The 15,367-nt window shown below is 62.4% G+C and carries 16 protein-coding genes; 3 read left to right on the forward strand and 13 right to left on the reverse strand.

From position 1 onward, the window contains the following. Positions 1 to 217 precede the first annotated feature (217 nt). The 3 genes from KO538_RS03050 (at position 218) to KO538_RS03060 (ending at position 2,946) form a co-directional block, all read left to right on the forward strand. A complete protein-coding gene (locus KO538_RS03050) occupies positions 218 to 676 on the forward strand; it encodes a hypothetical protein (protein WP_139143280.1) in 459 nt (152 codons plus the stop codon). Between the two features lie 61 nt (positions 677 to 737). Continuing rightward, a complete protein-coding gene (locus tag KO538_RS03055) occupies positions 738 to 2,171 on the forward strand; it encodes a hypothetical protein (RefSeq protein WP_219327444.1) in 1,434 nt (477 codons plus the stop codon). A 115-nt stretch (positions 2,172 to 2,286) separates the two neighbouring features. Beyond that, the gene (locus KO538_RS03060) at positions 2,287 to 2,946 is read left to right on the forward strand and encodes a glutathione S-transferase family protein (RefSeq protein ID WP_219327445.1); all 660 of its coding nucleotides are present in this window, start codon (positions 2,287 to 2,289) and stop codon (positions 2,944 to 2,946) included. A gap of 6 nt (positions 2,947 to 2,952) precedes the next feature. Here the strand turns inward: KO538_RS03060 and KO538_RS03065 are convergent, their stop codons facing one another. From KO538_RS03065 to KO538_RS03125, 13 genes are all read right to left on the reverse strand, one after another. Beyond that, positions 2,953 to 3,258, reverse strand: a complete 306-nt coding sequence (locus tag KO538_RS03065) for an NIPSNAP family protein (RefSeq protein ID WP_034752016.1) — start codon at positions 3,256 to 3,258, stop codon at positions 2,953 to 2,955. Then, a complete protein-coding gene (locus KO538_RS03070; RefSeq protein WP_219327446.1) occupies positions 3,255 to 4,181 on the reverse strand; it encodes a WD40 repeat domain-containing protein in 927 nt (308 codons plus the stop codon). The genes KO538_RS03065 and KO538_RS03070 overlap by 4 nt, the downstream gene beginning before the upstream one ends. Then, the gene (locus tag KO538_RS03075) at positions 4,178 to 4,687 is read right to left on the reverse strand and encodes a GNAT family N-acetyltransferase (protein WP_219327447.1); all 510 of its coding nucleotides are present in this window, start codon (positions 4,685 to 4,687) and stop codon (positions 4,178 to 4,180) included. Before KO538_RS03075 ends, KO538_RS03070 begins: the two co-directional genes overlap by 4 nt. A gap of 65 nt (positions 4,688 to 4,752) precedes the next feature. Beyond that, on the reverse strand, positions 4,753 to 5,298 hold the full coding sequence (locus KO538_RS03080; protein WP_034752020.1) for a phosphoribosyltransferase: 546 nt from the start codon (positions 5,296 to 5,298) through the stop codon (positions 4,753 to 4,755). Between the two features lie 66 nt (positions 5,299 to 5,364). Further along, entirely contained in the window at positions 5,365 to 6,678 is a 1,314-nt protein-coding gene (locus KO538_RS03085) for an adenylosuccinate synthase (protein ID WP_034752021.1), read from the reverse strand. 3 nt (positions 6,679 to 6,681) lie between these two features. Then, a complete protein-coding gene (locus KO538_RS03090) occupies positions 6,682 to 7,842 on the reverse strand; it encodes an ATP phosphoribosyltransferase regulatory subunit (protein WP_034752022.1) in 1,161 nt (386 codons plus the stop codon). A gap of 269 nt (positions 7,843 to 8,111) precedes the next feature. Next, positions 8,112 to 8,999, reverse strand: a complete 888-nt coding sequence (gene hflC / locus KO538_RS03095; RefSeq protein ID WP_034752023.1) for a protease modulator HflC — start codon at positions 8,997 to 8,999, stop codon at positions 8,112 to 8,114. Then, a complete protein-coding gene (hflK, locus tag KO538_RS03100) occupies positions 8,999 to 10,291 on the reverse strand; it encodes an FtsH protease activity modulator HflK (protein WP_034752025.1) in 1,293 nt (430 codons plus the stop codon). Before hflK ends, hflC begins: the two co-directional genes overlap by 1 nt. Before the next feature lie 2 nt (positions 10,292 to 10,293). Next, entirely contained in the window at positions 10,294 to 11,517 is a 1,224-nt protein-coding gene (gene hflX, locus KO538_RS03105) for a GTPase HflX (RefSeq protein WP_034752026.1), read from the reverse strand. A 114-nt stretch (positions 11,518 to 11,631) separates the two neighbouring features. Further along, positions 11,632 to 11,868, reverse strand: a complete 237-nt coding sequence (hfq, locus tag KO538_RS03110; protein WP_008450615.1) for an RNA chaperone Hfq — start codon at positions 11,866 to 11,868, stop codon at positions 11,632 to 11,634. A gap of 241 nt (positions 11,869 to 12,109) precedes the next feature. Further along, entirely contained in the window at positions 12,110 to 13,456 is a 1,347-nt protein-coding gene (gene der / locus KO538_RS03115; protein ID WP_034752028.1) for a ribosome biogenesis GTPase Der, read from the reverse strand. A gap of 4 nt (positions 13,457 to 13,460) precedes the next feature. Further along, positions 13,461 to 14,606, reverse strand: a complete 1,146-nt coding sequence (gene bamB / locus KO538_RS03120; RefSeq protein WP_219327448.1) for an outer membrane protein assembly factor BamB — start codon at positions 14,604 to 14,606, stop codon at positions 13,461 to 13,463. Between the two features lie 85 nt (positions 14,607 to 14,691). After that, complete coding sequence (locus tag KO538_RS03125; RefSeq protein WP_034752031.1) at positions 14,692 to 15,360, reverse strand: tetratricopeptide repeat protein; 669 nt, start codon at positions 15,358 to 15,360, stop codon at positions 14,692 to 14,694. Positions 15,361 to 15,367 lie beyond the last annotated feature (7 nt).

The raw sequence follows: 15,367 nt of genomic DNA on the forward strand, positions 1-15,367 counted from the left end.
CTTGCGCTTCCAGAATCAGGCCGGAACCGCCTGACGGCAGAGTGTCCGCCGGCGCCGGCCAGCCTCGGCAACTATCCACATGAGACCACATTTCATAGCAACTATCATGTTGCAATAGTATACATTTAGCAACAAATGCAAAAATATAGTTTTTGACGCAGCAGGAGCCGCGGCGTAGTGTCGGTCGTCCCGACAACCACGTAATGAGGAGCCTTCCATGGCAAATCCACTGTGCTTAATGATGCCGGTACTACCCGGCACCAATCCGATCTCCATCGCCGCAGCATTGCAGGAATACCAGACGAAGATCAATACCGCCCTCACCAATATCGGTACCGTGCACTTTGCCCGCTTCGTCCTGTTTGACCGCTCGCAGGCCAATCTGCTACCCAACATTGGCAAGACGGGTACTTCCGATACCCTGATCATCGGCGTCATCACCGAGTATGACGGCAGCTTCAACGGCTACATCGAGGATTTCGTGGCCCAGCTGGGCGAGGTATTCGACGCGCTGCTGCAGTTTGTCGTGGGCGGCAAGGCGCTGATGCCCGTTGCCAACCATGTGGCCGCATTCGAAGCCTTCATCACCGCCAACGACGCCGCGCAGCACGTGCCCAACACGGGCCTGTATAACGCCTATCCGCAGACCGTCCAGCAAATCCTCGCTTCCGTCTAAAGAAAACGCCACGCCGGGGCTGCGCAAGCGGCCCCACCACCCCAGCCCCCGGAGAGACAGCATGGCCGATCCCACCATCGATTACGACGACGTGCAAGGCACGATCCTGCGCGGCTACCGCGTCAACCTGGCGCGCCATTTCATCTTCAGCATCACGGATGCGGCGCAGGCGCGGCGCACCATCGCGGCCCTGCTCGACGGCAGCGACGGGCTGCCGGCCATTACCACCGCGCGCCATATCCACCCCAAGCCGCCCTGCTTCCTGAACCTCAGCTTTACCGCTCCCGGCCTGTCGGCTCTGGGGATAACCGCGGCCGAGCTGGCCACCTTTGACCAGGCATTTCAACGGGGTGCGGCCGATCCGGCCAGCGTCGCCGCTGTAGGCGACGTGGGCGACAGTGCCCCCGAACACTGGCTCGGCAACCTGGGGCCGGCCACCACAGCCGGCCAGGTGCATGCGATGCTGAGCCTGTGGGTCAGCGAATCGGAGGAAGTGCTGCAGGCAACGTCGGCCAAGCTGCGTGGCGCCTTTGCCGCCGGCTGGCATGAACTGTATGCGCACGATGGCGTGGCCCTGCCAGGCAACCGCGTGCATTTCGGCTACCGCGACAACATCGCCCAGCCCGACGTCGATGGCGCCCCGCCGCGCAAGCACGAACGCGCATACGACCCGGACCCGCTCAACAGCGTCAAGACGGGCGAATTCCTGCTCGGCTATCCGAATGAAAACGGCGGCACCTACCAGGTGCAGCCACCGCAACTGTCCACCAATGGCAGCTATGCCGCCTTCCGCATCCTGGAGCAGGACGTGCCCCTGTTCGACAGCATTCTGAGCCAGGGCGCGGCCAGTTCCGGACTCAGTACCGAGATGGTGGCCGCCAAGATGTGCGGACGCTGGCGCAACGGCAATCCGCTCGTGCTCGCGCCGGACGAACCGGGGCCCGTGCTGCCGAACGCCAGCCTGAACCGCTTTCACTATGTCGATGCGCAGCCGGAGCGGGACGACACGCTGGGCCTGAAATGCCCGGTCGGCGCGCATATCCGGCGCAACAATCCGCGCGACGAAGGCGTCGTGGGCACCTCGGCCCGCCACCACCGCATCGTGCGGCGCGCCATGCCCTACGGCAGCGAATACGATCCGGTGACACCCATCGCAGAGCAGCGGGGATTGGTCGGCTATTTCATCAACGCCAACCTGCGCAATCAGTTCGAATTCCTGATGCAGCAATGGAACGATGACGCTACCTTCGTCAAATCGGCCGTCGGCCCGGCCGGTCCCGAGGCGGGCAACGCCACGCTCAACATCAGCGGCCAGGACGTGTTCCTGGGAATCAACGACCCGAGCGTCAGTTCCTTCACCTTGCCCGGCGTGGGCGCCAAGGGCAGCGGCAATACGAAACTGCAGCATTTTTCGCGCAGCGTCATCACGCGCGGCGGCGTGTATTGCTTCTTCCCCAGCATCACGGGATTGCGCTACCTGGCAAACCTGAGTTAGGCGGCGGGCGGGCAACAGATGCAAGCGGAACGGCCCGGACCGCTTGCATTGATCCTGTCATTGCACTATCGTTGCCACACGCGCGTGTTGCCAACCTTGCACAGGAGATTCCACCGTGTCGCTGATCCTCTACGGCCATCCCTTTTCCTCGTACACGCAAAAGGTGCTCGTCGCCCTGTACGAAAACGCCATACCGTTCGATTTCCGCTGCCTGGCGCCGGACATGCAGCAACACTTGCAGCAATGGCTGGAGCGCTGGCCGCTGCGCAAATTCCCGCTGCTGGTGGACGGGGAGCGCAACGTCGCCGAGACCAGCATCATCATCGAATACCTGCAACTGGCCCATCCGGGTCCCCTGCGCCTGCTGCCGGACGACGCCATGCAGGCGCTGGAGGTGCGTTTTCTCGACCGCTATTTCGACCTGCACGTCATGACACCTGTGCAGCATGCCGTTGGCGCCGCCTTGAGCGGCGACGCGGCGAAGACCGAGGAAGGCCGCGCGTTCGCAGGCGACAAGCTGGACCTCGCCTACGCCTGGCTGGAAACCCATCTGGTCGGCAAGACGTGGGCCGCCGGCGACCGCTTTACGCTGGCCGACTGCGCCGCAGCTCCCTCGCTGTTCTATGCGGACTGGACGCAGCCGATTCCCGCGACGCTGCCCCTGCTGCGCGCCTACCGCGCGCGCCTGCTGGCCCGCCCGTCGTTCGCCCGCGCGGTGGAAGAAGCACGCCCGTACCGCCACCTCTTCCCCCTGGGCGCGCCGCAGCGCGATTGACCTTGTTCAGGCAAACACGGGGCGGAAAAAACTGCGCTCATAGCTGACGATGCAGCGCGTCTCCTCGGCATAGCGGAAGGCGGCCTGGCATTCGGCGTCCTGCATCGAATCGCTGCGGTACTGCTCATACAGGGCCAGGCTGGGGAACGAGAACATGGCCAGCGCCACATTGCTGGCGCCTTCCGATGGCAAAAAGTAGCCGTGGTGCTGGCCGCCGAAGCGTTCGACCAGCGGTATCCACAGCTTGCCGTAGGCTTCGAATTCCCGCAATTTGTATGGGTCGATGATGTAACGCAGGTAGCAGGTGATCATGGGGTTTCCTTGTGAACGTTCAGATCCATCAGCATGCCAGACTCCCAGGAACCGATGGCGGCCAATGGCGAGCCAGGCAAAAAGTCCAGTGCGCAGGGATACGTAAAATCTTCCTGCGCCACGACGCCGAGCCCCGGCCAGGCATAGAACAGCAGCTTGCCCTTGCCGATGCGTCCCAGCGCGCTGCCGTCGGGCAGCCAGCGCAAGGCGTCACCCGTGCCAGCCCCCGCTTCCACGGGCGCCGTGGCCAGACAGCGGCCATCATCCATCGCATGCACGGACAGATACTCGTCGCCGCCCGCGTAATGCAGCACGGCCAGGCGCTCGCCATCGGGCGATGGGGCGCACGACGCCAGCTTGGGCAGCGACAGCACCACGCGCCCGCCTCCCGCTTGCAGCGGCCAGTCCCACACGCTGCAGTAGTCGGGCGGCTGCACCTGCCCTTCCTCCACCGACTTGATGCCATGCAGGACCAGCAAACGCCGCCCGCCATCGATGGCGTAGATTGCGCGCAGCATTTCGCCAGGGTGCGCCTGCGTGAACAGCAGGTCGCCCGTTTGCGCGTCGCGCACGCGCAGGCGTCCATCCCAGCCGCCATCGACAAGATACCGGCCGCACGGCGACCACGCGGGGCCGCAGCCTTCGCCATCCTTTTTGTTCTGGAAGTTCAGCAGTACCTGGCCCGCCTGCGCATCCACCACAGCCTGCAGGCCCGTCGTGCTCTTGATGGCCAGCCGGCCGCCATCGGGCGAAAAGGCCATGCTGGAACAGTGGGCGATGAACTTGCCGCGCCACAGTTTCTGGCGTGCCGCCACGTCCCACAGGACCAGGTCGCGCCCCAGCACGGCCAGGCGCGTGCCATCGGGCGAAAACCGCACGCCGTAGGCGCAGCCCAGCTTCAAGGGCTTGCGCGTTACCGTCATGGGCGCGCCAGACGGTACACGACGCTATCGATATCGTAATGGCGTTCCATGCCCACGCATTGCATGCAAAGGCGCGTCATGACCTTGATCGAGGCGGCATTGTCCGGGTGCGCCACGGCCACCACTTCGGGCGCGCCGACGACGTCGAACGCATGCGCGACGATGGCGGCTGCCGCTTCGCTGGCATAGCCCTGGCCCCAGCCCGTGCGGGCCAGACGCCAGCCGATTTCGTGCGGCTTGCTCTTGTCGCCATCGAGATGCTGCAGGCAGGCCATGCCCACCATCTCGCCATCATCGAGGCGTATCAGCGCCCACCACGAATAGCCCCACTCGGCCCAGCGGCCCGTGACGCGCTTGACGGCGGCGCGCGTGTCCTCTTCCTTTTCGGGCTGGCCCGCGTTCAGATAGGTCATCACCTCGGGATCGGTGTTGAGCATGCGCATGCGCTCGTAATGGTTTTCCGTGATCGGTTCCAGGCGCAGGCGCGCCGTCGTCAGTATGGTCATCGCATTTCCTTGGACGAAAAAAAAGACGATACACGATCGTCTTTTTTTTGCAAGCGCGCACGCAATTACTTGCCTGCTTCGCCCTTCTTGATCCACGCCGCCAGCTGGTGCGGACGCAGGCCGTCGTAGTCTTCGAACGGCTGGTGGATCCACGGGTTGTGCGGCAGTTCGTCGAGGAAGTAGTCGGGACGCACGACGGAGCAGCCCTTCAGCCAGATCACGGCCGATTTGACTTCGGTCACGTCAGGGAAGTTTTCCTTCAGGTGACGTGTGACCTTGTCCAGCGTGACGCCCGAATCGGCCAGGTCGTCGACCAGCAGGATGCGGCCGGCCAGCGGGCCCTTGGTCATGGTCATGTACTTGGCGATATCGAGGTCGCCGCGCACCGTGCCCGCGTCTTCGCGGTAGGAGCTGGTCGACAGGATGGCCAGTGGCAAATCAAAAATGCGCGAGAATACGTCGCCGGGACGCACGCCGCCGCGCGCCAGGCACAATACCTGGTCGAATTTCCAGCCCGATTCGTAGACCTTGAGCGCCAGGCGCTCGATCAGGCGGTGGTATTCTTCCCAGTTGACCCAGAGGTGTTGATCGTTCGATTGTGGGGTAGTCATGATAGTGGAATCTTATTATTAGCGTGATTAAAAAAATCCGCCTTGCGGCGGATTGTGTCCAGCAGCTTATTCGAATGGGTGACGCAGCACGATCGTTTCTTCACGATCCGGACCGGTCGAAACCATGTCCACCGGTACGCCGACCAGTTCTTCGATGCGCTTGATGTAAGCGCGCGCCGTTGCCGGCAGCGCCGCCAGCGATTTCGCGCCGACCGTGCTTTCCGTCCAGCCTGGCATCTCTTCGTACACCGGTACGCAGCGGGCGGCTTCCTCGGCGCCCGATGGGAAAATGTCCGTGGCCACGCCGTCGATGGTGTAGCCGGTGCACAGTTTCAGCGTTTCGATACCATCCAGCACGTCCAGCTTGGTCAGGCACATGCCCGTCACGCCGTTGATCTGCACGGAGCGGCGCAGCAAGGCGGCGTCGAACCAGCCGCAGCGGCGGGCACGGCCCGTCACGGTGCCGAATTCATGGCCGACTTGCGCCAGGTGGTGGCCGACGCCCGCATCCGTTGGCAGTTCCGAAGGGAACGGGCCGGAACCGACGCGCGTCGTGTAAGCCTTGGTGATGCCCATGATGTAGTGCAGCATGCCAGGACCGACACCCGAACCGGCGGCGGCATTGCCGGCCACGCAGTTCGACGAGGTGACGAACGGGTAGGTGCCGTGGTCGACGTCGAGCAGGGAGCCCTGCGCGCCTTCGAACAGCAGGTTCGCGCCGGCCTTGTGCGCCTTATACAGCGCGCTCGACACGTCGGTCACCATCGGACGCAGACGCGGCACATAGGCCAGCGCGTCGTCGAGGGTCTTCTGATAGTCGACTTTCGGCGCCTTCAGGTAGTTTTCCAGCACGAAGTTGTGGTAATCGAGGTTTTCGGCCAGCTTTTCGGCAAAGCGCTTCTCGTTCAGCAGGTCGGCGATACGGATCGCGCGGCGCGCCACTTTGTCTTCATAGGCCGGGCCGATGCCCTTGCCGGTGGTGCCGATCTTCGCATCGCCACGCTTGGCTTCACGCGCCAGGTCGATCGCGGTGTGGTAAGGCAGGATCACGGGCGCAGCGTCCGACACTTTCAGGCGCGAAGCGACTTCGACGCCGACAGCTTCGAGCTTGTCGATTTCGCGCAGCACGTCCGGCACGGAAACGACTACGCCGTTACCGATGTAGCAGGCGACGCCTGGACGCATGATGCCCGAAGGGATCAGCTGCAGCGCGGTTTTGACGCCGCCGATGACCAGCGTGTGGCCTGCATTGTGGCCGCCCTGGAAGCGCACCACACCCTGGGCGTGATCGGTCAACCAATCGACGATCTTGCCTTTACCTTCATCGCCCCATTGGGTGCCGATGACAACGACGTTCTTTGCCATAATTTTCTTTGACATCACTTAACCTAAGTTTTTAAGAATCCAGCTACTACCATTATCGGCAAGTACCAGCACGCGATCGCACTCGAACTCGTCTTGTTCATTACTGTGACCCGGCATACTCTGGATCACGACCTCGCCCGCCTTGCGCAACTCGGCGATTTTTTCCTTCAATTCTGGCGCGCTGCCCCACGGCGCGCGGATCGAATGCTTCCGTTCCGCGGTCGGCAACAGGCGCGCCAGTTCGCGCAAATCGAGCGAGAAGCCGGTCGCGGGACGTGCCCGGCCGAACGCTTCGCCGACGTGGTCATAACGGCCGCCGCGCGCAACCGCGTTCGGCAAGCCAGGTACATACAGCGCAAACATCGCGCCACTTTCATATTGGTAGCCGCGCAGGTCGGCCAGGTCGATCGCCACTTCGGCGCGGCCCAGGGCAGATCCTGCCAGCGCGGCCAGTTCGGCCAGCGCTTTCAGCACGCCCGGCAACGGCGGCAGTACTTCGCGCGCACGCGCCAGCACGTCGATGTCGCCATACAGGTTCGGCAAGGCCAGCAGCGCATCGCGCGTGACGGCATCGTAGGATGCGGTCAGGGCGCGCAGGCCCGGCGCATCTTTCGCGCGCAGCAAGGCGTACAGCGCAGCTTCGTCGCGCTCGGCGGCGGCATCTTGCGCAATGATAGCGCGCAACAGGCCGACGTGCGACAAATCCAGGCGGACGCTATCGAAACCGGCCAGTGCCAGCGAGGCGAGCGCCAGCTCCTGGATCTCGGCATCGGCTTCCAGGCCGGCGTGGCCATAGATTTCGGCGCCGATCTGCAGCGGTTCGCGGGTGGCGTGCAAACCCGATGGACGGGTATGCAGCACGCTGCCGGCGTAGCACAGGCGGGTGACGGTGGCGCGGTTCAGCAGATGGGCGTCGATGCGCGCCACTTGCGTCGTCATGTCGGCGCGCAGGCCGAGCATGCGGCCAGACAGCTGGTCGACCAGTTTGAACGTGCGCAGGTCGGTATCCTTGCCAGCGCCGGTCATCAGCGATTCCAGATACTCGAGCAGCGGCGGCATCACCAGTTCATATCCGTACAGACGGAAATTATCCAGCATGAGGCGGCGCAGCTCTTCGATCTTGCGCGCTTCCGACGGCAGAACATCGGCAATATTTTCGGGCAAAAGCCAATTCGGCATGAGGGAGCGAGATACGGAAGAAAGTTGAAAAAATGCATCATGCGAGGCAGCGGCGGGCGCGCCAGGCAAGAGGCCGAACCTGATATTTTACGCGAAAACACGGGCCTTTAGGGATAAGTTGTCCGAAACGCTGCCGCGCAGCCCTAAAAACAGGGAATTTTACGCCTTCCCGCAACAGCCTGGCTGGCATAAAAAAACGGGGCCGGCAATGATGCCGGCCCCGGTGCTACTGCCCCGTCGTTGCGGACGGGGGCAGTCCCGATGCTGTCTTACTTCTTGGCCGAACCGGCTGCGCCGCCGCCCTTGAAGTACTTGAAGAATTCCGAACTCGGATCGACCACCATCACGTCGCCCTTGTCCTTGAACGTGGCGCGGTAGGCTTCCAGGCTGCGATAGAACTTGTAGAACTCCGGATTCTTGCCAAACGCTTCCGCATAGATCTGCGATGCCTTGGCATCGCCCTCGCCGCGGATCTTCTCGGCTTCGCGGTACGCTTCGGCCAGGATCACCGTGCGCTGCTTGTCGGCGTCGGCGCGGATCTTCTCGGAGTCGGCCGAACCGGTCGAACGCAGCTCGTTGGCCACGCGCACGCGCTCGGACTTCATGCGCTCGTACACGGAGTTGTTGATCTGCTCGACGTAATCGACGCGTTTCAGGCGCACGTCGACGATTTCCACGCCGATGGCCTTCGCTTCCGCCGAGACCTTCGCCAGGATCGCTTCCATCACCTTGCCGCGCTGGCCAGAGATCACTTCGCGCACGGTGCGCTTGGTGATTTCATCGTTCAGCGCCGCCTTGACGATTTGCGACATGCGGTTGCGGGCCGGCTTTTCATCGCCGCCGAAGCTGCGGAAATACAGGCGCGGATCGGCGATGCGCCATTTCACGTAGGCGTCGACGAGGATGTTTTTCTTCTCGGCCGTGATGAAGCGTTCCGGTTCCGGCGTATCCAAGGTCAGGATGCGCTTGTCCAGGTACAGCACGTTCTGGAACGGCGGCGGCAGCTTGAAGTACAGACCCGGCGTGCTGATGACTTCCTTGACTTCGCCGAGGGCGAAGACGACCGCATACTTACGCTGGTCGACCACGAACACGGTCGAGGACAAGAGCATGATCGCGATAAAGCCCGCGATCAGGGCGGCTACGATACGATTCATTAGCGGCTCTCCCGTTCACGCGAAGAGCGGCTGTCGCGGCGCTGATTGACTTCTACTGTCGGCATGGCTTCCTGTGGCAAAACGGTGTTGGCTGCGGGTGTCGCGGCAGCACGGGCGGCGGCAGCGGCAGCGTCGGTGGCCGCCGTCTGGGCGATCAGCTTGTCAAGCGGCAGGTACAGCAGATTGCTGCCCGTCTTCGCGTCGACCATGACCTTGCTGGCACTGCTGAACACTTGCTGCATCGTTTCCAGATACATGCGGTCGCGCGTGACAACCGGCGCCTTCTGGTACTCGACCAGCACCTGCTTGAAGCGCGAAGCATTACCTGCCGCGTTCTCGGTCACCATCGCGCTGTACGCTGCGGCTTCCTCCATCAGGCGGAAAGCGGCACCGCGGGCTTTTGGAATGACGTCGTTGGCGTAAGCCTGGCCTTCATTCTTCTGGCGCTCACGGTCCTGGCCTGCCTTGACGGCGTCGTCGAAGGCGGCTTGCACCTGCTCCGGCGGCTGCACGGCCTGCATCGTCACGTTGGTGATGACGGCGCCGACCTTGTAGCGGTCGAGAATCTGCTGCATCAGCTGCTGCGTATCGTAGGCCACCTTTTCGCGGCCCTCGTACAGCACGAAGTCCATCTTGCTGCGGCCGACCACTTCGCGGATCGCCGTTTCGGCGACCTGGCGCAAGGTGTCTTCCTGGTCGCGCGTGTTGAACAGCCACGCCACGGGATCTTTCAGGGTGTATTGCACCGCGAACTGGATGTCGATGATGTTTTCATCGTCCGTCAGCATCAGCGACTCGCTGGCCTGCTTGTTGCGCAGCGACTGGCGGTAACCCACTTCCACCGTACGCACCTGCGACACGTTGACGGTTTCGTCGGTCTGGAACGGGTACGGCCAGCGCCAGTTGAAACCGGCCGGCGTGGTGTGGCTGTACTTGCCGAACGTGAGCACGACGCCGTTCTGGCCCTCTTGCACGATGAAGGCGCCGCTGGCGAGCCAGATGAAGACGGCGATCACGCCGACCACGCCTGCGGTGATGCCGGCGCCCTTCATGTCTGGGCGCGGACCACCGCCACCGCCGTTGTTATTGCCGCCGTTGTCGGGACGGTTCTTCTGTCCGAAAAAGGCGTTCAGGCGCTGATTGAAATCGCGCCACAACTGATCGAGGTCCGGCGGACCTTCGCCGGGCTTTTTGCCTTCTTGGGCTTTCTTGCCGTCGTCCTTGCGATTGCCCCAGCGGGGATCGTTCAGGGACAACTTCAAGCCTGTTTTTTTGAGTAGGGAGACAAGCATAACTATCGTGTTCCGACTTGGGAGTGGGTGGAAATCCTATCGTCCTCGCCAGGCTCTTCGTCCTGGTCCGGGGCGGCGCCATCGTGCTGGTCGTACTGACCGTCAAACTGATCTTCCTGCGGTGCTTCGTCGTTCTGATACAGGTGGGCCGAACCGGGCGCCTTCCTGGCCATCTCGACGATCGCATCGCGCAGCAGGTCGAGCCCGCTGCCCTTCTGCGCACTGACGAACACGCGACTGATCGTAGCATATTCGTCGCGCTCCACCGAAGGCTCCAGCCCGGCCGCATCGATCTTGTTCCACACGAGAATTTGCGGAATATGATCGGCGCCGATCTCTTTCAAGACCAGGTTGACCTGCTCGATCTGCTCCATGCGTACCGGCGACGCGGCGTCGACGACGTGCAGCAGCAAATCGGCATGGATGGTTTCTTCGAGCGTGGCACGGAATGCGGCCACCAGCTGATGCGGCAATTCGCGCACGAAGCCGACCGTGTCGGAGATCACCACGTTGCCCACTTCCTGCCCCAGGTAAACCCGGCGCGAGGTGGTGTCGAGCGTGGCGAACAACTGGTCGGCGACATACACGCCGGCCTTGGTCACGGCATTGAACAGGGTCGACTTGCCGGCATTGGTATAGCCGACCAGGGACACCGAGAATGTGTGATTGCGGCCGCGCGCGCGGCGCTGCGTTTCGCGCTGCTTGTGCAGCTTTTCCAGACGGGCGCGCAAGGCCTTGACGCGGTCGCCGATCAGCCGGCGGTCGGTCTCGAGCTGCGTCTCGCCGGGACCGCGCAAGCCGATACCGCCCTTTTGCCGCTCAAGGTGGGTCCAGCCGCGGATCAGGCGCGTGGCCAGATGCTGCAGCTGGGCCAACTCGACTTGCAGCTTGCCCTCGTGGCTCTTGGCGCGCTGCGCAAAGATGTCGAGGATCAGGCTGGTACGGTCGAGCACGCGCACATTCAGGCGCTTTTCCAGATTGCGCTGCTGCGCAGGCGAGAGGGCATGATTGAAGATGACGATTTCCAGGCCATCGTTGACGACGACGTCGCCAATTTCATCGGCCTTGCCGCTGCCGACGAAATACGCGGAGTCGGGACTCGAACGCTTGGCCGTGATGGTGGAAATCGGGTCTGCGCCAGCAGAACGCGACAACAGCATGAGTTCCTCCATGCTGGCGGCGAAGTCGCTGTGACCGAAGTCAACTCCGACTAGTGCCGCGCGCATGATGGCATCTGATGAGTTGTGGCGGACGCCGACGCCGATGCAAACGCATCAGCGCCGCTGGCGCGGACGGGGGCGATGGACGGTGAAAGGCGCTGGGCCGTCAAGCTCAACGCTTTACTCCGCTTCAGATTCAATATTGAGATTGACGGCACGGGCCGGCACCACTGTCGAGATGGCATGCTTGTACACCATCTGTGTCACCGTATTGCGCAGCAATACGACATATTGATCGAACGATTCGATATGGCCCTGCAATTTAATGCCATTGACCAGGTAGATCGAGACAGGAACATGCTCTTTGCGTAATGCATTGAGGAATGGGTCTTGTAACAGTTGCCCTTTGTTGCTCATAACAGCTCCGTTGTTTATGTTGTTGTGTAAGAATTGGAGGCGACTCGCTTGATTTCAAGTGCTCTCACACCTTTCAAAGAAAGAAAGATGCGTCATAGCTACTGTAACCTGTTTTCGCGATCGCTGTCGCGCATGGCGCATTAACACTTTATTATTTTCGTGCAAACAGCCATTAAATGACTGTCGGCGCCGCATTATCTCCGCGGCGCCTTAATATGCACTTAATTCAGCATTTAAAACATTACTTGCTTGGCGTGCGTGCAAACGGGTTTTTACCCGTACGCAATTCGATGCGCAGCGGCGTGCCGACCAGGGCAAACGTATCGCGGAAATGTTTTTCCAGATAGCGTTTGTACGGGTCGCCGACGGCGTCGAGCGCATTGCCGTGAATAACGATCACAGGCGGGTTCATGCCGCCCTGGTGCGCATAGCGCAGCTTCGGACGGATCGAACCCTTGCGGCGCGGCTCCTGCTTTTCCACGGCCTCGATCAGGGCGCGCGTCAGCTTCGGCGTCGACAAATCGCACATGGCGGCCGCATACGCGGCGTTGAGCGACTTCATCAGTGGACCGATGTTGGTGCCTTTCAGCGCGGAAATGAAATGCATCTGCGCGAACGACAGGAAATCGAGCTTGCGGTCGATATCGATCTTGATCTCGTCGCGCTCGTGCGATTGCAAGCCATCCCATTTATTCACGGCCACGACCAGCGCGCGGCCCGATTCCAGGATGAAGCCGGCGATATGCGCGTCTTGCTCGGAAATATCCTGCTGCGCGTCGAGCATCAGCACGACCACGTTGGCTTCGGAAATCGACTGCAGCGTTTTCACCACAGAGAATTTCTCGATCGCTTCGAACACCTTGCCGCGGCGGCGGATACCGGCCGTGTCGATCAGGGTGTATTGCTGGCCATCGCGCTCGAACGGGATTTCGATCGAATCGCGCGTCGTGCCCGGCATGTCGAAGGCGATCACGCGCTCTTCGCCCAGCAGGGTATTGATCAAGGTCGACTTGCCCACGTTCGGACGGCCGACGAGGGCGATCTTGATGCCGCGGTCGGTCTTTTCCAGCTCTTCAGGCTCATCCGGACGCTGCGCGAACGCCAGGTCCAGCATCACTTCGACGAGGTCGTTGACGCCGTCACCGTGCGCCGACGAGATCGCATACGGATCGCCCATGCCCAATTCATAGAATTCGGACACGACGGCCGTGTAGCGCATGCCTTCGCTTTTGTTGACCACCAGCAGGACCGGGCGGCCGCTCTTGCGCAGGAAGTCGACGATGGTCTTGTCATGCGGGGTCAGGCCTTGACGGCCGTCCACGATGAATACCACCACGTCGGCCTCGGCCACGGCCTGCTTGGTCTGCAGTGCCATCTGGTGCATGATGCCTTCCTTGGCGACGGGTTCGAAACCACCCGTATCGATGACGAGGAAGGGACGTTCGCCGACACGGCCTTCGCCATAGTGACGATCGCGCGTCAACCCAGGCAAATCCGCCACCAGCGCATCGCGCGAGCGGGTCAGACGATTGAATAAAGTCGATTTCCCAACATTGGGTCGACCTACTAGTGCAATTACCGGCTTCATTGTATTACTCGACCGCGAGAGCGGTCACTGTCCCTGATTGGGTTTGAAAAATCAAATTCGAACCGGCAACGACGGGAGCCGAAACAATCGGGCTACCGTCGGTGCTGACACGACCTATTAATGCACCATCTTCCCGTGACAGGAAGTGGATGTAACCTTGATAATCGCCAACGGCGACGCTGCGGCCGTAGGAGGCCGGCGTCGACAGGCGGCGGCGCGCCAGCGCGTCATTCTTCCAGGCGCTCTGGCCGCCTTCGCGGCTGAACGCCACGACGGCGCCCTGGTCATCGGCGGTGAACACGAAACGCTGGTCGACGGCCACGCCCACATCGGACGAGATCGGCTTGGTCCAGCGCGGCACGCCCGTGGCGGCGTCGAAGCAACCCGCCTTGCCCTGGTACGTGACGGCGCACACTTCGCCTTCGTACACCACCGGCGTGCCGGCAATGTCGGAGACGCGCTCCAGTTCGGTTGCGCCGCGCGGTTCGCTGACGACGACCTCCCAGCGTACCACACCGGTGGCCGCCGTCAGTGCCAGCAGCTTGCCGCCCGGCTGGGCCACGTAGATGTTCGCGCCGCCCAGCGCCATGCCCGGCGCATTGCGCAAGGTCAATGCCGGCGTGACGCGCTGCACCGTCCACTTGCGCTCGCCCGTCTTGGCGTCGAAGCCGACGATGCGGTTGTCCACGCTGCGCACCACGACCACGCCCTGTCCCACGACGGGCGCCGTCAATACTTCGCTGGACGCCTGCGCCTTCCACAGCTGCTTGCCATCGGCGTCAAACGCCAGCACGGCACCCTTGGCGGCGCCGACGGCCACGACCGTGCCATCGCTGCCGGGGCTCGACGTGATGTCGCTGCCGGCCTTGACGCGCCACGTTTCACGGCCGCTGGCCGCATCGAGGCGCGCCAGCGCGCCATCGGCGCTGACCACGTACAGGCTGCTGCCAGCCAGCGCAGGCGTAAACGCGTACACGCCAGCCTTGCCGATCGAATACTTCCAGGCGTCGCGCACGGCGATGCTCGATTTTAACTCGACCAGCTTGGCCGGCTCGGTTTTCGGATCTTTCGAGGCGAACGGGTTCCAGGACGAGCAACCGGCCATCAGGGCCAACATACTTGCAGCTACCAGCTTTTCAGTGACATGCATAAGTGTTATCCAACCTTTTTCTTGTACTTGTAAGGGCAAGGCGGGCGGCGCACAAAGCCGCGCGGCCCCGCCATCAGTGTTCCTGTCAGGCGGCGGCCTTGTCCGCCTTGGCCTTGTCTTCCGGTACCGTACCGCCGATCGCTTCCAGTTTGACCTGGATCAGTTGACGGCCTGGATTGTTCTTGTCCGTCGCGGCCAGAGCGGCCAGGTAAGCCGTGCGCGCATCGGCCAGCTTGTTTTGCGCCACCAGGATGTCGCCCTTGCGGTCGGCCACGGCACCGGCAAATTGCGCCACGGAAGCCGTTGCCAGCACTTTCAGCGCTTCATCGTAGGCTTTTTCATCCAGCAGGACACCGGCCAGGCGCAGCTTGGCGATGGCCTTGTACTCTTCCGTGCCATGCTCGGCCACCCATTGCAGCTGGGTCTTGGCCGTTTTCAGGTCGTTCGCGTCGAACGCCACCTTGGCCGCGGCCAGGGCGCTCATCTGCGCATACGCCGTGCCGCTGAAACGCGATTGCATGTCGCCAGCCGCGCGCATCACCTTGGCCGTGTCCTTGGCGGCGATGGCGTTCTGCAGTTCGTCGTATAACTGGCCCGCTTGCGCAGCCTGCGTGCGCTGGTAGTACTGCCAGCCAGCCCAGCCGCTGTAGCCTGCCAGCGCCACGATCAGGACCCAGGAGGTCAGATTGCCATTGCGCTGCCACCAGGCTTTGAGGGTTGCCAGTTGTTCTTGTTCTTCGTGATCGTATGCCATGGGTCGT

Origin of the sequence: Janthinobacterium sp. NKUCC08_JDC, assembly GCF_019345575.1 — a bacterium.
In the GTDB taxonomy this organism is placed as follows: domain Bacteria; phylum Pseudomonadota; class Gammaproteobacteria; order Burkholderiales; family Burkholderiaceae_D; genus Janthinobacterium; species Janthinobacterium aestuarii.

Excerpts from the sequence above, each read along its gene's own strand:
- hflK (WP_034752025.1), bottom strand. The coding sequence starts at position 10,291 with ATGCTTGTCTCCCTACTCAAAAAAACAGGCTTGAAGTTGTCCCTGAAC.
- KO538_RS03070 (WP_219327446.1), bottom strand. The coding sequence starts at position 4,181 with ATGACGGTAACGCGCAAGCCCTTGAAGCTGGGCTGCGCCTACGGCGTG.
- bamB (WP_219327448.1), bottom strand. The coding sequence starts at position 14,606 with ATGCATGTCACTGAAAAGCTGGTAGCTGCAAGTATGTTGGCCCTGATG.
- der (WP_034752028.1), bottom strand. The coding sequence starts at position 13,456 with ATGAAGCCGGTAATTGCACTAGTAGGTCGACCCAATGTTGGGAAATCG.
- hflC (WP_034752023.1), bottom strand. The coding sequence starts at position 8,999 with ATGAATCGTATCGTAGCCGCCCTGATCGCGGGCTTTATCGCGATCATG.
- KO538_RS03125 (WP_034752031.1), bottom strand. The coding sequence starts at position 15,360 with ATGGCATACGATCACGAAGAACAAGAACAACTGGCAACCCTCAAAGCC.
- KO538_RS03085 (WP_034752021.1), bottom strand. The coding sequence starts at position 6,678 with ATGTCAAAGAAAATTATGGCAAAGAACGTCGTTGTCATCGGCACCCAA.
- KO538_RS03055 (WP_219327444.1), top strand. The coding sequence starts at position 738 with ATGGCCGATCCCACCATCGATTACGACGACGTGCAAGGCACGATCCTG.
- KO538_RS03065 (WP_034752016.1), bottom strand. The coding sequence starts at position 3,258 with ATGATCACCTGCTACCTGCGTTACATCATCGACCCATACAAATTGCGG.
- KO538_RS03090 (WP_034752022.1), bottom strand. The coding sequence starts at position 7,842 with ATGCCGAATTGGCTTTTGCCCGAAAATATTGCCGATGTTCTGCCGTCG.
- hflX (WP_034752026.1), bottom strand. The coding sequence starts at position 11,517 with ATGCGCGCGGCACTAGTCGGAGTTGACTTCGGTCACAGCGACTTCGCC.
- hfq (WP_008450615.1), bottom strand. The coding sequence starts at position 11,868 with ATGAGCAACAAAGGGCAACTGTTACAAGACCCATTCCTCAATGCATTA.
- KO538_RS03050 (WP_139143280.1), top strand. The coding sequence starts at position 218 with ATGGCAAATCCACTGTGCTTAATGATGCCGGTACTACCCGGCACCAAT.
- KO538_RS03075 (WP_219327447.1), bottom strand. The coding sequence starts at position 4,687 with ATGACCATACTGACGACGGCGCGCCTGCGCCTGGAACCGATCACGGAA.
- KO538_RS03080 (WP_034752020.1), bottom strand. The coding sequence starts at position 5,298 with ATGACTACCCCACAATCGAACGATCAACACCTCTGGGTCAACTGGGAA.